Below are 15,488 nucleotides of genomic sequence, written 5' to 3'. Positions count from 1 at the left end.
GGATATTACTATGAATTCATATAAAAAAGCAATATATAGTGGTACATTTGACCCAATTACAAATGGTCATTTGGATATTATAAAAAGAGCAGCAAATATATTTGATGAAGTGATTATTGCTGTTGCAAAAAGTGAACTAAAAAAGCCTATGTTTTCACATGAACAAAGAGTTGAATTTGTAAAAGCATCAACTCAAGAAATAAGTGGTGTTAGTGTTTTAGGATTTGATACTCTACTTGTAGATTTAGCAATAGAATTAGAAGTTCATACAATAATTAGAGGATTAAGGGCTGTTTCTGATTTTGAATTTGAACTACAAATGGGTTATGCTAACTCTTCAATAAATAAAAAAATAGAGACTTTATATCTTATGCCAACTCTACAAAATGCTTTTGTAAGTTCAACAATAGTAAGAGAAATTATAAGATTTAATGGAAAATTTGAACATTTAGTTCCAGCAAGAGTTGTTGAATGTATGCAGTTATAGAAGGAATTGATACAGCTGGAAAATCTACTCAATTAGAACTTCTTAAAAAGAAATTTCCAAAGGCAACTTTTACAAAAGAGCCAGGTGGAACGACTTTAGGTATAAAGTTAAGAACTATGGCTTTAAGTGGTGAAGCTAAATCAAAAATAGCAGAGATGTTTTTATTTTTGGCAGATCGTGCTGAACATATAGAAGAAGTTATAAAAAATAGTGAAAATAAAATGATAATTTCTGATAGGTCAATGATTTCAGGAATTGCTTATGCGAGCCAACTTGATATTGATAAATTAATTAATTTGAATTTAATAGCAACAAATAATACTCTACCTAGCCATGTAATTTTATTAAAATTATCACCTGAAGAATTAAAATTTAGATTATCGCAAAAAGAGAATGATTCAATTGAATTAAGAGGAATTGATTATTTAATAAATATTCAAAATAGAATGGAAGAAACTATAAAAAAACTAAATATAAATTATATTTTTATAGATGCTAGTTTAAAAATAGAAGAGATAGAACAAAAGATTGAGGATTTTATAAATGCCAAATAATGAAATAAAAAATATCAAAACTATACAAAGTTTAAGAGGTATGAAAGATATTGTAAATGAAGAGAGTAGTTTATTTACATATTTTGTCGAAAATGCTTCTAGAATTGCAAGAAATTATGGATTTTCGTATATTGAAACACCCCTTTTAGAAGAAACAGCTTTGTTTAAAAGAAGTGTTGGAGAAAGTAGTGATATTGTAAATAAAGAGATGTATCAATTCATAGATAAAGGTGAAAATGACGTATGTTTAAGACCTGAAGGAACTGCTGGTGTGGTAAGACATTTTGTTGAAAAAAAGCTTGACCGTGCAGGTGGTAACTATAAATGGTATTATTATGGTCCAATGTTTAGATACGAAAGACCACAAAAAGGTAGACTTAGAGAGTTTCACCAATTTGGTTGTGAAGTTTTTGGAATTGATTCAGTCTATGAAGATGCAAATATTATTATTATGATAAAAGAAATACTTGAATTTTTTGGAATTGGATTTACTTTAAAACTCAACTCTTTAGGTTGCAAAGAGTGTATGCCTCCGTATAAGGAAAACCTAGTTAAGCATTTAACATCTTTCAAGGATGAACTTTGTGAAGATTGTAATAGAAGGATTTTAACTAATCCAATTAGAGTTTTAGATTGTAAAAATGAAAAATGTCAATTATTATTACACAATGCACCAAAAATCACTACAAGTTTATGTAATTCATGTGACACTGATTTTGAAAAATTAAAAGAAATTTTAGACTTCAATAACATCTCGTATGAAGTAGATTCTAACCTAGTTCGTGGATTAGATTATTACAATAAAACTGCATTTGAATTTGTAAGCAATGAAATTGGAGCTCAAAGTGCAATAGCTGGTGGTGGAAGATATGATAGACTAGTTGAGTTTTTAGGTGGTAAAAGTACAGCTGGAATTGGATTTGCAATAGGAATAGAAAGATTATTAGAGTTAATTAAGATGCCACAATGTAATCAAGATGTGATATACATAGGAGCACTAGATGAAAATTCTTTAAATACTGTGCTAAAAGTTGCAAATCAAAAGAGAAAAACAACAAAAACTTTAGTAGAATACGCGCCACGAAGTTTTGGAAAACATTTTGGAATAGCTGAAAAATTAGGAGCAAATATTGTTGCTCTAATTGGAGAAAATGAGCTTAAAAATGGAACAATTTACGTAAAAGATTTAAAAACAAAAGAAGAAACAAATTTAAAATTAGAGGAATTTTAGCAGTGAACAACAATTATGGTATAGACATCTGGAGTGATGGTAATTTTATTATTGAAGACGGTGTTGCAAAAGTTAATTTTGATTGCAAACCTTCATTGATATCTATTGTTAAAGATATTAGAAAACAGGATTTTAAAGGTCCTTTATTATTGAGATTTCCACATATCACAGAAAAGCAGATAACTACATTATATACCACTTTTAATTCAAGTATTAAAGAGTACGATTATAAAGGAAAATTCAATGCTGTTTTCCCTTTAAAAGTAAATCAATTACCAAATTTTATTCATCCACTTGTAAGTGTAGGGAAAGAGTATAATTATGGACTAGAAGCTGGAAGTAAAGCTGAATTAATTATTGCTATGACATATAATAATATTGGTTCGCCTATCACTATAAATGGATTTAAAGATAAAGAGATGATTCATTTATGTTTTATTGCAAAAAGTATGGGACATAATATAACAATTATTATTGAAGGTTTAAATGAACTTGAAATGATTGTTGAAGTATTTAAAGAATCAAAACTAGCTTGTCCAAATATAGGATTAAGAGTAAGACTGCATAGTGGTGGAAGTGGTTTATGGGCAAAAAGTGGAGGAATTAACTCTAAATTTGGATTAACTTCAACAGAAATACTTGAAGCTTATGAATTAATGGAAGAAAATGATTTAGTTAAATATTTAACAATGATTCATTTCCATATTGGTTCTGCTATGAATTCAATTAAACCACTAAAAAAAGCTTTAAGAGAATCAGGACATATATATGCTGAGCTTAAAAATTTAGGAGCAATAAATTTATCTTCTATCAATATTGGTGGTGGGTTAGCTGTTGAATACAGTGCTTATGAAAGAACAAGGTTTTATTCTCTTTCTGAGTTTTCAAATGATGTTGTCTTTACATTAAAAGAAATTGCAAAACAAAAAGGTGTTGATGAACCAAATATTTTTACAGAATCTGGAAGATTTATAAGTGCAGCATCTACAGTTTTAATAACTCCTGTACTTGAACTATTCTCAGCAGAATACGAATTAGATCATCTAAAATTAAAAGAAGAAAATCCTCCATTAATACAAGAATTACATGAATTATTTAATGATATGAGTAAAAAAACTGCATATGAATTTATGCACGATAGTATTGATCATATGGAATCACTTTTAACTTTATTTGATTTAGGATATATTGATTTACAAGATAGATCAAATGCTGAAATTTTAACTCATCAAATTATTAAAAAAGCTATATCTTTACTTCAAATAGATGATTATGAAGAATTAAAAAAACTTGATGAAAATATTCAAGAAAAATATCTATTAAACTTCTCTTTATTCCAATCTTTACCTGATTATTGGGGTATTGATCAAGAGTTCCCAATAATGCCAATAACTCACTTAGATAAAAATCCAACAAGAAGTGCTTGTTTATGGGATATTACTTGTGATAGTGATGGAGAATTGCCATTTGATTTAAAAAAACCTCTTTACTTACATGATGTAAACTTAAATCAAGAAGACTATTTTTTAGGATTTTTTAATGTTGGTGCTTATCAAGATACATTAGGAATGAAACATAATCTATTCTCTCACCCAACTGAAGTAAATATAGTATTTAAAGATGGGAAAGTAATACTTGAAAAAATACTTGAATCTCAAAAGATTATAGATATTCTAGAAGATATTGATTATGATACAAGTGAGATTAGATCTATTTTAGGAAAGCATTTATCTAAAGAAACTTATAATGTTTTAGAAAAATATCTAAATGAAAACAGTTACTTAAAAACTATATGGAGTTATTATGACGAATGATGAAATAAATGGAAATATAGAAAATATCTCTTTATGGCAACAGATAAAAGAAGATTTTTCTGTTCCAAAGTTAAATGACCCAGCACTTGATTCAAGTTTTGAATTATTTTTTAATTATCCAGGTGTTTGGGCTATTATCAATCATAGAATAGCAAATAGGCTTTATAATAATGGTTGGAAAAAATTAGCACGAGCACTTGTAGGAATCTGCTCTCTTTTTACAAAAACTGATATACATCCAGCTGCAACTATTGGAAGAAGAGTTTTTATTGATCATGCAATTGGAGTTGTAATTGGTGCAACAACTATTGTTGAAGATGATGTTCTAATTTACCAAGGAGTAACTCTTGGAGGAGTTAGTTTAAACAAAGGTAAACGACATCCCACTATAAAATCGAATGTTGTTATAGGAAGTGGAGCAAAAGTTTTAGGAAATATCACTATTGGACAAAACTCAAAAATTGGAGCAAATTCAGTTGTAGTTTGTGATGTACCTGAAAATTCAACAGCTGTTGGAGTTCCTGCTAAGATTATCAAAAAAGATAATAAAAATTGTAAATTAGCTCATGGTGATTTACCAGATATCAATAAAGAGATGTTTAAATACTTACTAGAAAGAATCCATGTTCTTGAAGTTGCATTAAAAGAAGAAGATGGTATTGATGTAAGTGAAAAAGATGAAAAACTTGAAACAGATTATAATAATTTTATTGAAGCAATGAATTCAATCAAAAAGGCTTAATTTTGATATTTGAGCTTTTCTCGTTTGGATTGATTGCGGGATTTATGTCTGGTTTTTTTGGAATTGGGGGAGGAACGATACTTGTTCCTATACTTGTATTAGCTGGTTTTGTTATGAAAGAAGCTGTAGCTATATCTATTATGCAAATGGTTTTTTCTTCAATCTATGGCTCTTTTTTAAATGTAAAAAAAGCTAAAAATGTTTTAAAAGATGGACTTATTATAGGTCTAGGAGGCTTTGTAGGAGGTCTTCAAAGTGGATTTATAGTAAAAAATGTCACTAATGAATTTTTACAATATGTATTTATTGCTGTTTTAATTTTCTCAATAATCAGAATATTTTATTCTCCTGCTGAAAGAACAAATGAAGATACAAAAGAACAACATAGAATTGTTCTTTTTATTATAGGTTTCTTTATTGGTGCAATTGCTATGAGTATTGGTATTGGTGGTTCAATAATTTTAGCTCCAATTTTAGTTGGATTTTTAAGATATGATTTAAAAATAGCAACTTCTTTAGGTCTATTTTTTGTAATTTTTTCTTCAATAGCTGGTTTTATTTCTCAATCAATACAAGGATTAATGCTTTACCATGAAGGAACTATCATAGGTATTGCTTCACTTATTGGAGTATATTTTGGAATAAAAGCAAAACATCTCGTAAAAGCAACTTCATATAAAAAATATGTTTTACTTTTAAGTATTGGTGTTTTAATAATTATGATTTATAAAACAATTTAAATTTATAAAGTAAAACTTTTTTTATATTTTTATTTTATCTCTTTAAAAAACTCTTCAATTGACACTTCAAATAATTTTGATAACTTATATAAATGTACTAAATTAAAATGCTTATTATGAGCATTATTTTCTGTATTAGCATAAAATCCTGAAGATTTCTGACCTATGGATAATGCAACTTCTAGTTGACTAAACTTTCTTTCTATACGTAATCTTTTTACATTTCTTGATATTTGTTCAAAAAAGATATTTATTTCTTCTTCAGTGGCTATTTCTGGCAAATTCAACATTATTATTCCTATAGAAATTATTTCTATAAGGATATTTTAAAAATAACTTAACTACAATTCTCTACAGAAATCATTCCTATAGGAGAATTATGAATTTAAAAAACAGACTTATAATAAATAATTTTATACTTGTTTTATTTTTTTTATTTAGTGTACTAAGCATATTTTTATCAGATATAGCTAATTTATATTTTGTTTCATTTCTTATCTTTTTATTTATAATAATAGTTTGTTTAGTAAACTTTATTTTTTGGAAAGAATTTTCTAGAAATATAAATTTTATAAATGATAATCTAAATAACTTTATTAATTTTATTTTTTTTAAAGAAAATAAAATCAATATAAAATTGAATACTAACAAAAATGAATTTTCAAAAAGCAACGAAGATCTATATAAGGCTATAAAAGATTTTGATACAAATTTAAAAATGGATATGAAAATTATTGGTGAAATGATTTTAGTATTTGACAAAATAAAAAAAGGTATTTTTAGATGTAGAGTTAAACAAAATACAAAAAATCCAATCATTTATACTTTAAAAAATAGCATTAATAAAACTTTAGATTCTTTAGAAAATACTTTTGCAGATATCCAAGATGTAACAAATGAATATACAAATGATAACTTTACAAAAAAGATTATCTTAAATAAAGATATTGAAGCTAGATTAAAAACTGTCGTTGATGGAATTAATATGTTAGGAACTGTATTAGCAAATAATGCAAAACAAAATTCTGAAAATGGAAAGGAACTAGAAAAAAATTCTGAAATTTTAAAAGAATCTATGAAGAACTTATCTATTAAAACAAATGAACAAGCTACTTCAATTGAGGAGACTTCTAGTTCAATAGAAAGTATTACTCAAATTAGTAAAAACAACGGTTTAGAATATGAAAAGATGACTTTATTAGGAAATGAAGTAAAAAATTCTGTTACAAAAGGTCAAAAACTAGCAAATCAAACTGTTTTATCAATGGACGAAATAAATCAAAAAGTTCATGCAATAAATGAAGCAATTATAGTTATTGACCAAATTGCATTTCAAACAAATATTCTTTCACTTAATGCAGCTGTTGAAGCAGCAACTGCCGGTGAAGCTGGAAAAGGATTTGCTGTTGTTGCTTCAGAAGTAAGAAATTTAGCTTCAAGAAGTGCTCAAGCAGCTAAAGAAATAAAAATACTTGTTGAAGATGCAACAACAAAAGCTAATAATGGGAAAAATATTTCAAATAATATGATAACTGATTATGAAAAGTTATATGAAAAGATTTCAGATACAATTGAGATAATTCATCAGGTTAATAATTCAAACAAAAAACAAATAAATGGTATAGAGCAAATTAATCAAGCAATTATCTCTATGGAAAAATTGACACAAGAAAATGCAAAAGAATCAGAAAATCTCTCAGAAATATCTATAAATGTAAATACATTAGCACAAAATTTAGTAAATCAAGCAAAAATAAAAAAATTTTAAAGGTCAAAAATGATTAATGAAAAAGAGACTATTTTAGATGATTATGCTTTTTTAGTTAGTGAAACTAATGAAAAAGGAATTATTCAATTTGCAAATGATGATTTTTGTAAAATCGCAGAATATGATATAAATGAATTAATAGGTAAACCTCATAATATGGTGAGACATAAAGATATGCCAAAAATTGCTTTTAAAAATTTATGGGAAACTATAAAAAAAGGAGAAATTTGGACAGGGTATGTAAAAAACTCTACTAAAAAGGGGGGATACTATTGGGTATATGCAACTATTTATCCTTTTGAATCTTGTGATGGAGAAAAAGGTTATCTTTCTTGTAGAAGAAAAGCTACACAAGATGAAATAATAAAAACAATAGAAACATATAAAGAATTAAAAAAAGAAGAAAATTAAATCAATTAATTATATAATTAATACTTATAAAAAAATGGAGAAATTAATGTTTGAGAAGGATTATTTCTATAAAAATATCTTTGAATTTTGTGATGATCCAATAATTATCTTTGATAAAGATTATTTTATAGAATGTAATCAATCTGCTATTGAAACGCTTGGTTTATTATCAAAAAATGATATAAAATCTATGCATCATTCTCAAATTTCTCCTTTATATCAAGCAGATAATCAAGTTTCATCTATTAAATTTCAAAACCTTTTAAATGAGTGCCAAGAAAAAGATTTTATAAAATTTGAATGGTTGCATAAAACAATCAAAAATGAAAATTTTTATGTTGAAACATTTTTAAAAAAGATAATATTTCAAGGAAGAGAAGTTTTTTTTGCAAAATGGAAAAAACTAGATGAAATAAAAAGATTAGAAAAAGAGTTAGAAAAACAAAATATCTTAATATCTCAAAAAAGAGAATATATACATAAAATTAACGAAATTATTGAAAATAGTGATGTTGATAAAGAAAAACTTTTAGATACACTTTTTTTATTAAATGAATACAAAAATGCTATTGATGAGAGTTCTATTGTCTCAAAAGCAAATAATAAGGGAATTATTACTTTTGTAAATGATAGATTTTGTGAGATTTCTGGATATAAAAAAGAAGAACTTATAGGTAAAAGTCACAATATCATTCGTCATCCAAGTATGACAAAAGAATTTTTCAAAGATATGTGGAATACTCTATTAAATAAAGAGATATTTAGAGGGATAATTACCAATAAAAGAAAAGATGGTGAACCTTATTATGTTGATACAACAATAATTCCAATTATGGATAATAACCATAATATTCTTGAATATATTGCAATTAGACATGATATAACTCAGCTTTTTGAAAAAGAAAAAATCATTCAAGAACAATTTTTAGATGAACTTACATCATTAGACAATAGACAAAAATTATTAAAAGATTTAAAGACCTTAATTAATCCTAAAATAGCAATAATTAACATAGATAGATTTAGAAATATAAATGATTTTTATGGCTTTGAAATAGGTGATTTACTATTAAAAGAGTTTGCTAACAATTTACTAAAATATAAATCTACAAATTTAAATATTTATAGAATTTCAAATGATATTTTTGTATTTTTAGCTTTTGGAAATTTTTCTTTAAATGAATTAAAAAAAGTTTGTAATACTCTATTAAAAAATATAAATTTTGAACCAATACATGTAAATGAAAATAATTTTTATTTAACTATTTCAATTGGTGTTGCTTGTACATGTAGTAATGAACTTATTAGTGATAATTTATTAACAAGAGCAGAATTTGCACTTCGTGTTGCAAAAGAAAACAATAAAAATATCTTATTTTTAGATGAAAATATGAATATTTACGACAAACTAAAAGAAAATAGGCAACTAATCAAAAATCTAAGAAATGCTCTTTTAAAAGACAATCTTTTAGTATATGGACAAAAAATAGTAAATAACAAAACAAATGAAATAAAATATGAAACATTGATGAGAATACAACTTGAAGATGGAACTATATTATCACCTTTTAGATTTTTAGAAGCATCGAAAAAAGCAAAACTTTATCTATCAATGACAAGAAAATTAGTAAAAAAAGCTTGTAATTATTTTAAAGATACGAATATTGAATTTACTCTAAACTTAACTTTAGAAGATTTAAAAGATAGTTATACAATGAACTCAATTTTTAATACTATTTCAAAAACAAAAACTGCAAAGCAAATCACCTTTGAAATTGTAGAATCAGAAGGTATTGAAGAGTTTCAAGAAGTAAATAATTTTATAATAAATGCAAAAAAAATAGGTTGTAAAATAGCAATTGATGATTTTGGTACTGGTTACTCAAACTTTGAATATACAATCAAACTTGATATTGATATTATTAAAATTGATGGTTCTTTAATAAAAAATATTCATTTAGATAAAAATTTAGAACTAACAGTTGAAACTATTGTAACTTTTGCAAAAGCTTTAAATATAAAAACAGTAGCTGAATTTGTACATAACAAAGAAGTATATGAATGTGTTAAAAAATTAGATATTGATTATTCACAAGGATATTATTTACACGAGCCTGAGAAATTAATTTAAAAGAATTAATCTTTTAAATTCTGCTCTCTTAGTTTATCTTTTTTACTTTTTCTTTTCCCTTTTTTAGGTGCGGTAGATTCTATTTTTTGAGGTGTACCTATAAGTTCAAAACCTTCAATTTGTTCTTTTTCTAACTTAATATTACATCTTTTTTCAATTAATGCAAAATGCTCAAAATCTTTTAATCCTATAAAAGATATAGCTTCTCCACTTTTACCAGCACGCCCTGTTCTTCCTATTCTATGTATATAATCAGCTGTTGCTCTTGGTAAATCAAAATTTACAACACAACTTATATCATCTATATGAAGTCCTCGTGCTGCAATATCTGTGGCAAATAAAATCTTTATTTTTTTATTTTTGAAATCTTTTAAAGTTTCATTTCTTTCTTCTTGAGATAAATCACCGTGAAAAGAGAGAGCATCAAAATTATATTTTCTAAATTTAAAAGCAATATTATCGCAAGCTCTTTTATTTGCCATAAAAACTAAAATTTGTTCCCAGTTATTTGTTGATATAAGATACCTTAAAAGAGGACTTCTATTCTCAATATTCACAGCTATTGCTCTTTGATTTATTTTTTGTACAGTTGGCATTTCATCAATAGATACTTCAATAGCTTTTTTTGTAATTTTTGAAATAATATTCTGAATTTTTGTAGGATATGTTGCAGAAAAAAGAAGATTTTGTCTATTTGTTGGTATCATTTCCAAAAGAATTTCCAATTCCTTTTCAAAACCTAAATCAAGCATTTTATCAGCTTCATCTAAAATAAAAAACTCTAATTTTGATAAATCTAATTGTTTTTTATTTATAATATCAACCAATCTTCCAGTAGTTGCAACTACAATATCACAACCCTTTTGAATATCTAAAAGCTGTTGACCAAGATTTTCACCACCAATAACGCTAACAATTTTTGGTTTTTTTGCCAAATATTTTGAAAACATTTCAAAATTAGAAGAAATTTGTAAAGCTAATTCTCTTGTTGGAGCTAAAACCAAAGCTTTTATTTTTGCTTTTCCTTCATAATTTTCATTTGTCCAAAGTTGAAGAAGAGGTAAAACAAAACTTGCTGTTTTTCCACTTCCAGTTTGTGCTTTAGCTATGATGTCTTTTTTTTCTAAAATAAGAGGAATCACTTTTTCTTGAATCAAAGTAGGATTTATATAATCATTTTCAACTAAAGATTTATTTAATTGGGCTAAAAGATTTAGTTTTAAAAATGGCATATAGAAAGTCCTTTGATTATGTTATATTTGAATTGTGCTATTTTATGATTATTTGCCTTTATTCAAGCAATTTAAAAATTATCCAATTTTTTTGTATATATTAAATATTTAAAAGAAAAAAATACAAATATGTAATTAATACTATTTACGCTACCCTAGATAACTTTAGGTAGTTCTTTCAATCAAAAATAAACTACTTAATCATGAAAAACTACCTAACAAGGACAAAATATGCAAAAAAGATATTTTAATATATCGAAATGATAATACAAAATAATACTCTTAGTGATCAAGAAGTTTTTATTATCAAACCTTTTTCTAAAATCAATAAATATATAGAGATTGTAACAACTCCAAATTCTCTAACAAAAACAGATATGAAAGATGATTTAAATGTAGAATTAATTTTGGAGATATTATCTAAAAACTATGAAAAAGTTTTAGTTACTACTATAAAAAATGAAGATGATTTAAAAACATTAATAACAAAAAAACCTGATTTGGTATTTTCTCGTATTAAATATTTTAATTTTAAAAAAGAAAAAATTTGGTTTTCAGATTATCTAAAAAAACATAATATTAATTATATTTCATCAAATAAAAATGCTTTTGAAAATGAATATGATAAAAATCTTGCAAAACAAATTGTACAAAAAGAGAACATAAACACAGCAAATTTTTTTACAACACAACCAAATGAACATGAAATAGAAAGTTTACTTCCTGTAACTTTTCCTTTGTTTTTAAAACCTGAAAAAAAGAATAATCCAGAAGATATAAATGCCCAATCAGTAGTTTTTGATTTTAAAAAATACCAAGCAAAGGTTTTGGATATTTATAATAATCAAAAATCTCGTACTTTAGTAGAAAATTATTTATCAGGGAAAGAATATAGCGTTTCTATTTTAGAAAATAAATCAAAAAATATTTTAATGATTTTACCTGTTGAAATCATTGCTTGCAAAAATAAAAATGGTCACAAGATTTTAGATTTTGATGCAAGAAAGAGTAATTTAGAAGAAATTATAGCTATAACTGATAAAAAAATCAGAAAAGAAGTATCTTCAATTGCAATAAACTCTTTTAGGGCTTTGGGTGGAAAGGGTATTGGTAAAATTGATATAAAAATGAGTTTCAATGGTATTTTTCATTTTTTAGCAGCTGATTTTATGCCAAGTCTTGATGAAGGTTATTTCTATAAAGCATTTTTTATAAATGAAAATATGTCTTATGAAGAAATGATTTTAAAAATTGTTGATACAAATTTATCAACACCTAAAGAAATTGAATTTTAAATATCAAAGATATTGACATAAATGTCAATATCTTAAAATCGAATTTCTTACAACACTTAAGTTTGCAGAACAATTTGGTATGATATATTCTATTTGCACTTCAATCAATCTTGAAAAATTAAAAGAATCAAAGATATCTAAATAGTTTATAATTTCATTTTTATCATCTATTATTTTAGCTTTACCATTTATTTTTATTCTAATATCATTCAAAAAATCAATTATCAATAATCCAACATGTGGATTTGATTCAATATCACCTACTGAATGTAAGATTCCATTACCATCAAAATCAGGGAAAATTAGCCTATTTTTATCTAAAAATTTTATCAAACTTTTTGATTTTGTACCTTTAAAATTTACATTAACTCTTCCATCTTTACTAGAAGTTGCTAGAAAAAAATAGTTCATATTTTCAATAAATTTTATCATCCTATCATTTGGAGTTCTTGTATCCATATTTTCAAGTATAAGCTCCGCTTGTTTTGTCGTACCGTATTTTTCTCTTGCTATTAGATGTTCTTGTGTAAAAATTTCCATAATAAACCTTTAAAACCAATATTGTGGATAAGCTCTATTTTTATGTAAATTATTATAAAAAAGAGCCACTATAACTAAAATAATAGCACCTATTAAACTAGGAAATACCAAATAATCCCAATTTACACCCAATAAAAACACTATCAAAGGATTTGAACCTGCTGGTGGATGAACTGTATTTGTTGCAAGCATAACTGCAATTGCAGTTGCCAAAGCTAAAGCCATACTCCAATATTCATTTCCTAAAATATGTAAAAAACCTAAACCAATAAATGTAGATAAGAAATGCCCTAAGATTACATTTCTTGGTTGTGAAAATGGACTTTTAGGAAAGCCAAATAACAAAACACAAGAGGCTCCAAAAGAACCCATAACCAAAAGATTATCATAAGATTTTGTAAGATAACCAATAATAAATATAGAGATAAATCCACCTAACCAAGCAAAGGCAATTTCATATATAGATGATTTAGGTGGAAGTTCAACACCCTGCCCTTTAAATTTTTCAAGATAATTCATATTTTTCCTTTTTAATAAATTTAAACAACCAAACGATTGTTTGTTTAAATAAGATAAAAAAAAACCATTAGATTAAACTAATGATTTTTTCGCCTACTTTTAGATAATTTTGTGATGAATCATATAAATTCATCATCATTATGGCACCTTGAGTTAAAGCTACATACTCTTTTGCCAGATTTGATGCTTCTATTTTTGAGTATTTATTTTCAAAGATTTTTATCAAAGCATTTTCCCAATCTGTAAAATAAAGCTTTATCTCTTCTTTAAAATCAAGATTTAAACTACTAGCTTCCAAAGCTAAATTTCCAAGTAGACAACCACCTTCACTATGTAAAAAATAGTCATCAGTTTTTTTTACAAAAAGCTCGATTTTTTGTTTATCACTCAAATCACTTCTATAAGCAATAGAAAAAATAAACTCAGCAAAATAGTTGTGAATATACTTTAAAGACTCCAAACCTATCTCTTCTTTGCTCTTAAAATGATGATAAATACTTCCTTTGATAAGCCCACAAGCCTCAGCTATATTTGCCATAGAAGTATTTGAATATCCTCGTATTTTAAAAAGTTTAATAGACTCTTTTAAAATCTCTTCTTTTGATGTTTTTTTGATTGCCATATTTTTATCCAAACGATTGTTTGGTAAAAGTTTAGCTTATGGTTGCTTAAAGAATTATTTATAGAATTTTATTTTAATTTATTTTCTAAATTCATCATTTTGAATATATGAGTATAAATATTAACATCTAAAGCATTTTCTACCATTTTGTATTTATTATCTTCCGACATTTCATTCCAACCTTTTAATTGTTAATAATCAATACCTTTATATGATAATAATTCTTCAGGTGTAATTTCTTGAATTCTTATTTTTAATTTTTTTATATCTTCATCTAAATTAATTGAAATTGGAGTTATAAAATTATTACTAATAATTTTCAACATTAAATTAAATAAAATATCTGAAAAATATTCATAAAATTTTGTACAAGTTGCATCTTCAGTTAAAGGGAATAAAAGTTTAGTATCTTCAAATAAGAATATAATATTATACTTTGATAAATTCGAATGAGCCAATGGATTTCTTATTCTTCTGATTCCATATTCTTTATTGTTCAAAAAATTATATTCAATTTCACTAATATAATTTCTTTCTTTAAGTTCATCTATTATTTTCACAAAATTTTGTTCATAATTCTTTATTTGAGATTTAACAATATTTTCTAATATATTAAACAAATATATTAGTGAATCATGACCACTAAAATTCTCAACTTTAATTATTTCTTCACAAGATATTAATAAATTTCCATAATATCGTGAATATTGCCAAATATAACCTATTACTTCTTGTTTTGTATACATAAAATATAAATTCCCTTATTTCATATTCATAATTTCTTCAAAGCATTATGTCTAAACAAAAACATCGAAGTCTCATTTACATAATATTTTATAGAATCTCTTGTAATTTTATCAAGTTTATGAACTTTTTGTCCTCTTATAGTTTTTCCTTTTCCAAAAAGAAAGTTGTATTTATCATTTATATATCGACCTCTAAACCAACCAATATGAATATAATTTTCTTTAACTTTTATATAACAAAATCCACCCTCTTTTGAATATAGTGTTGTTATATTTTCACAATGTTTTTCTTTTGCATCATTTCCTATACAGATTTTTATGAAATCTCTTACATTTAGGAAAAGTTCTGCGTATTCACCATTGCTATCTTTTTCATAAGAAGTTCTTTTCATTTGCTATTTTCCTTTTATTTATTTTATCATTTCTTTATTTCTTTAAATTCTTTTTTAATAAAAAATTATAAATGTCTTTAATTCAGAAATTTATTTTTTAGTCTCCATACTATATAATTCGAAAAAATCTAACCTAAAAAAGGTATTCAAATAAAAAATTCAAAAATAAAAATAAGCCTTATTATTCTTTTTTCACTGATAATAGGTATTATTGCTTTATTCTTTATTCCTCAAACTCATGAATATATAGTTGATTTATTAGCA

At 25.1% G+C, this 15,488-nt stretch carries 17 protein-coding genes; 10 read left to right on the top strand and 7 right to left on the bottom strand.

Going from position 1 to position 15,488, the window contains the following annotated elements; translation table 11 throughout:
• The first annotated feature begins 10 nt into the window (after nucleotides 1–10).
• Genes coaD through ADFLV_RS05900 form a run of 6 tightly spaced genes read left to right on the top strand, consistent with a single transcriptional unit; the run spans nucleotide 11 to nucleotide 5,568 of the window.
• Complete coding sequence (gene coaD / locus ADFLV_RS05925) at nucleotides 11–487, top strand: pantetheine-phosphate adenylyltransferase (RefSeq protein ID WP_014473931.1); 477 nt, start codon at nucleotides 11–13, stop codon at nucleotides 485–487.
• The gene (tmk, locus tag ADFLV_RS05920) at nucleotides 472–1,041 is read left to right on the top strand and encodes a dTMP kinase (protein ID WP_129011076.1); all 570 of its coding nucleotides are present in this window, start codon (nucleotides 472–474) and stop codon (nucleotides 1,039–1,041) included. Before coaD ends, tmk begins: the two co-directional genes overlap by 16 nt.
• Nucleotides 1,031–2,272, top strand: coding sequence for a histidine--tRNA ligase (gene hisS, locus ADFLV_RS05915; protein ID WP_014473929.1), 1,242 nt, complete (start codon nucleotides 1,031–1,033; stop codon nucleotides 2,270–2,272). Before tmk ends, hisS begins: the two co-directional genes overlap by 11 nt.
• Before the next feature lie 2 nt (nucleotides 2,273–2,274).
• Nucleotides 2,275–4,086, top strand: coding sequence for a biosynthetic arginine decarboxylase (gene speA / locus ADFLV_RS05910; protein ID WP_014473928.1), 1,812 nt, complete (start codon nucleotides 2,275–2,277; stop codon nucleotides 4,084–4,086).
• Nucleotides 4,076–4,828, top strand: coding sequence for a serine O-acetyltransferase (gene cysE, locus ADFLV_RS05905; RefSeq protein ID WP_129011077.1), 753 nt, complete (start codon nucleotides 4,076–4,078; stop codon nucleotides 4,826–4,828). The genes speA and cysE overlap by 11 nt, the downstream gene beginning before the upstream one ends.
• 2 nt (nucleotides 4,829–4,830) lie before the next feature.
• Nucleotides 4,831–5,568: a sulfite exporter TauE/SafE family protein gene (locus ADFLV_RS05900; protein ID WP_129011078.1), complete on the top strand. Its 738-nt coding sequence runs from the start codon at nucleotides 4,831–4,833 to the stop codon at nucleotides 5,566–5,568.
• A gap of 29 nt (nucleotides 5,569–5,597) precedes the next feature.
• Here the strand turns inward: ADFLV_RS05900 and ADFLV_RS05895 are convergent, their stop codons facing one another.
• Nucleotides 5,598–5,858 carry a helix-turn-helix transcriptional regulator gene (locus ADFLV_RS05895; protein WP_014473925.1) on the bottom strand — a complete coding sequence of 87 codons (261 nt, stop codon included), beginning with the start codon at nucleotides 5,856–5,858 and terminating at the stop codon, nucleotides 5,598–5,600.
• Between the two features lie 89 nt (nucleotides 5,859–5,947).
• Between ADFLV_RS05895 and ADFLV_RS05890 the strand changes: the two genes are divergently transcribed.
• The 3 genes from ADFLV_RS05890 to ADFLV_RS05880 are packed head-to-tail and all read left to right on the top strand — an operon-like array spanning nucleotide 5,948 to nucleotide 9,878.
• A complete protein-coding gene (locus ADFLV_RS05890) occupies nucleotides 5,948–7,336 on the top strand; it encodes a methyl-accepting chemotaxis protein (protein ID WP_041654729.1) in 1,389 nt (462 codons plus the stop codon).
• 9 nt (nucleotides 7,337–7,345) lie between these two features.
• Nucleotides 7,346–7,747, top strand: a complete 402-nt coding sequence (locus tag ADFLV_RS05885; protein WP_129011079.1) for a PAS domain-containing protein — start codon at nucleotides 7,346–7,348, stop codon at nucleotides 7,745–7,747.
• 46 nt (nucleotides 7,748–7,793) lie between these two features.
• Nucleotides 7,794–9,878, top strand: coding sequence for an EAL domain-containing protein (locus ADFLV_RS05880; protein ID WP_164968500.1), 2,085 nt, complete (start codon nucleotides 7,794–7,796; stop codon nucleotides 9,876–9,878).
• 5 nt (nucleotides 9,879–9,883) lie between these two features.
• On the opposite strand, the gene ADFLV_RS05875 is transcribed toward ADFLV_RS05880, so the two are convergent.
• Nucleotides 9,884–11,110 (bottom strand): DEAD/DEAH box helicase, encoded by a 1,227-nt coding sequence (locus ADFLV_RS05875; protein ID WP_129011081.1) that lies wholly within the window; start codon nucleotides 11,108–11,110, stop codon nucleotides 9,884–9,886.
• Between the two features lie 260 nt (nucleotides 11,111–11,370).
• Here ADFLV_RS05875 and ADFLV_RS05870 point away from each other — a divergent pair, with 260 nt between their 5' ends.
• Entirely contained in the window at nucleotides 11,371–12,405 is a 1,035-nt protein-coding gene (locus tag ADFLV_RS05870; RefSeq protein ID WP_129011082.1) for a D-alanine--D-alanine ligase family protein, read from the top strand.
• A 24-nt stretch (nucleotides 12,406–12,429) separates the two neighbouring features.
• On the opposite strand, the gene ADFLV_RS05865 is transcribed toward ADFLV_RS05870, so the two are convergent.
• The 5 genes from ADFLV_RS05865 to ADFLV_RS05845 form a co-directional block, all read right to left on the bottom strand.
• Entirely contained in the window at nucleotides 12,430–12,945 is a 516-nt protein-coding gene (locus tag ADFLV_RS05865; protein WP_014473918.1) for a pyridoxamine 5'-phosphate oxidase family protein, read from the bottom strand.
• A gap of 9 nt (nucleotides 12,946–12,954) precedes the next feature.
• Nucleotides 12,955–13,464, bottom strand: coding sequence for an HPP family protein (locus ADFLV_RS05860; protein WP_129011083.1), 510 nt, complete (start codon nucleotides 13,462–13,464; stop codon nucleotides 12,955–12,957).
• 67 nt (nucleotides 13,465–13,531) lie between these two features.
• Nucleotides 13,532–14,086, bottom strand: coding sequence for a TetR/AcrR family transcriptional regulator (locus ADFLV_RS05855; protein ID WP_129011084.1), 555 nt, complete (start codon nucleotides 14,084–14,086; stop codon nucleotides 13,532–13,534).
• 191 nt (nucleotides 14,087–14,277) lie between these two features.
• Entirely contained in the window at nucleotides 14,278–14,832 is a 555-nt protein-coding gene (locus ADFLV_RS05850; RefSeq protein ID WP_129011085.1) for a hypothetical protein, read from the bottom strand.
• Nucleotides 14,833–14,858: 26 nt separating this feature from the next.
• Nucleotides 14,859–15,224: a hypothetical protein gene (locus ADFLV_RS05845; protein ID WP_129011086.1), complete on the bottom strand. Its 366-nt coding sequence runs from the start codon at nucleotides 15,222–15,224 to the stop codon at nucleotides 14,859–14,861.
• Nucleotides 15,225–15,488 lie beyond the last annotated feature (264 nt).

Origin of the sequence: Arcobacter defluvii (assembly GCF_013201725.1) — a bacterium.
GTDB lineage: Bacteria > Campylobacterota > Campylobacteria > Campylobacterales > Arcobacteraceae > Aliarcobacter > Aliarcobacter defluvii.
Note: the sequence above shows the minus strand (reverse complement) of the source record. Positions and strands in the feature narration are given on the sequence as shown.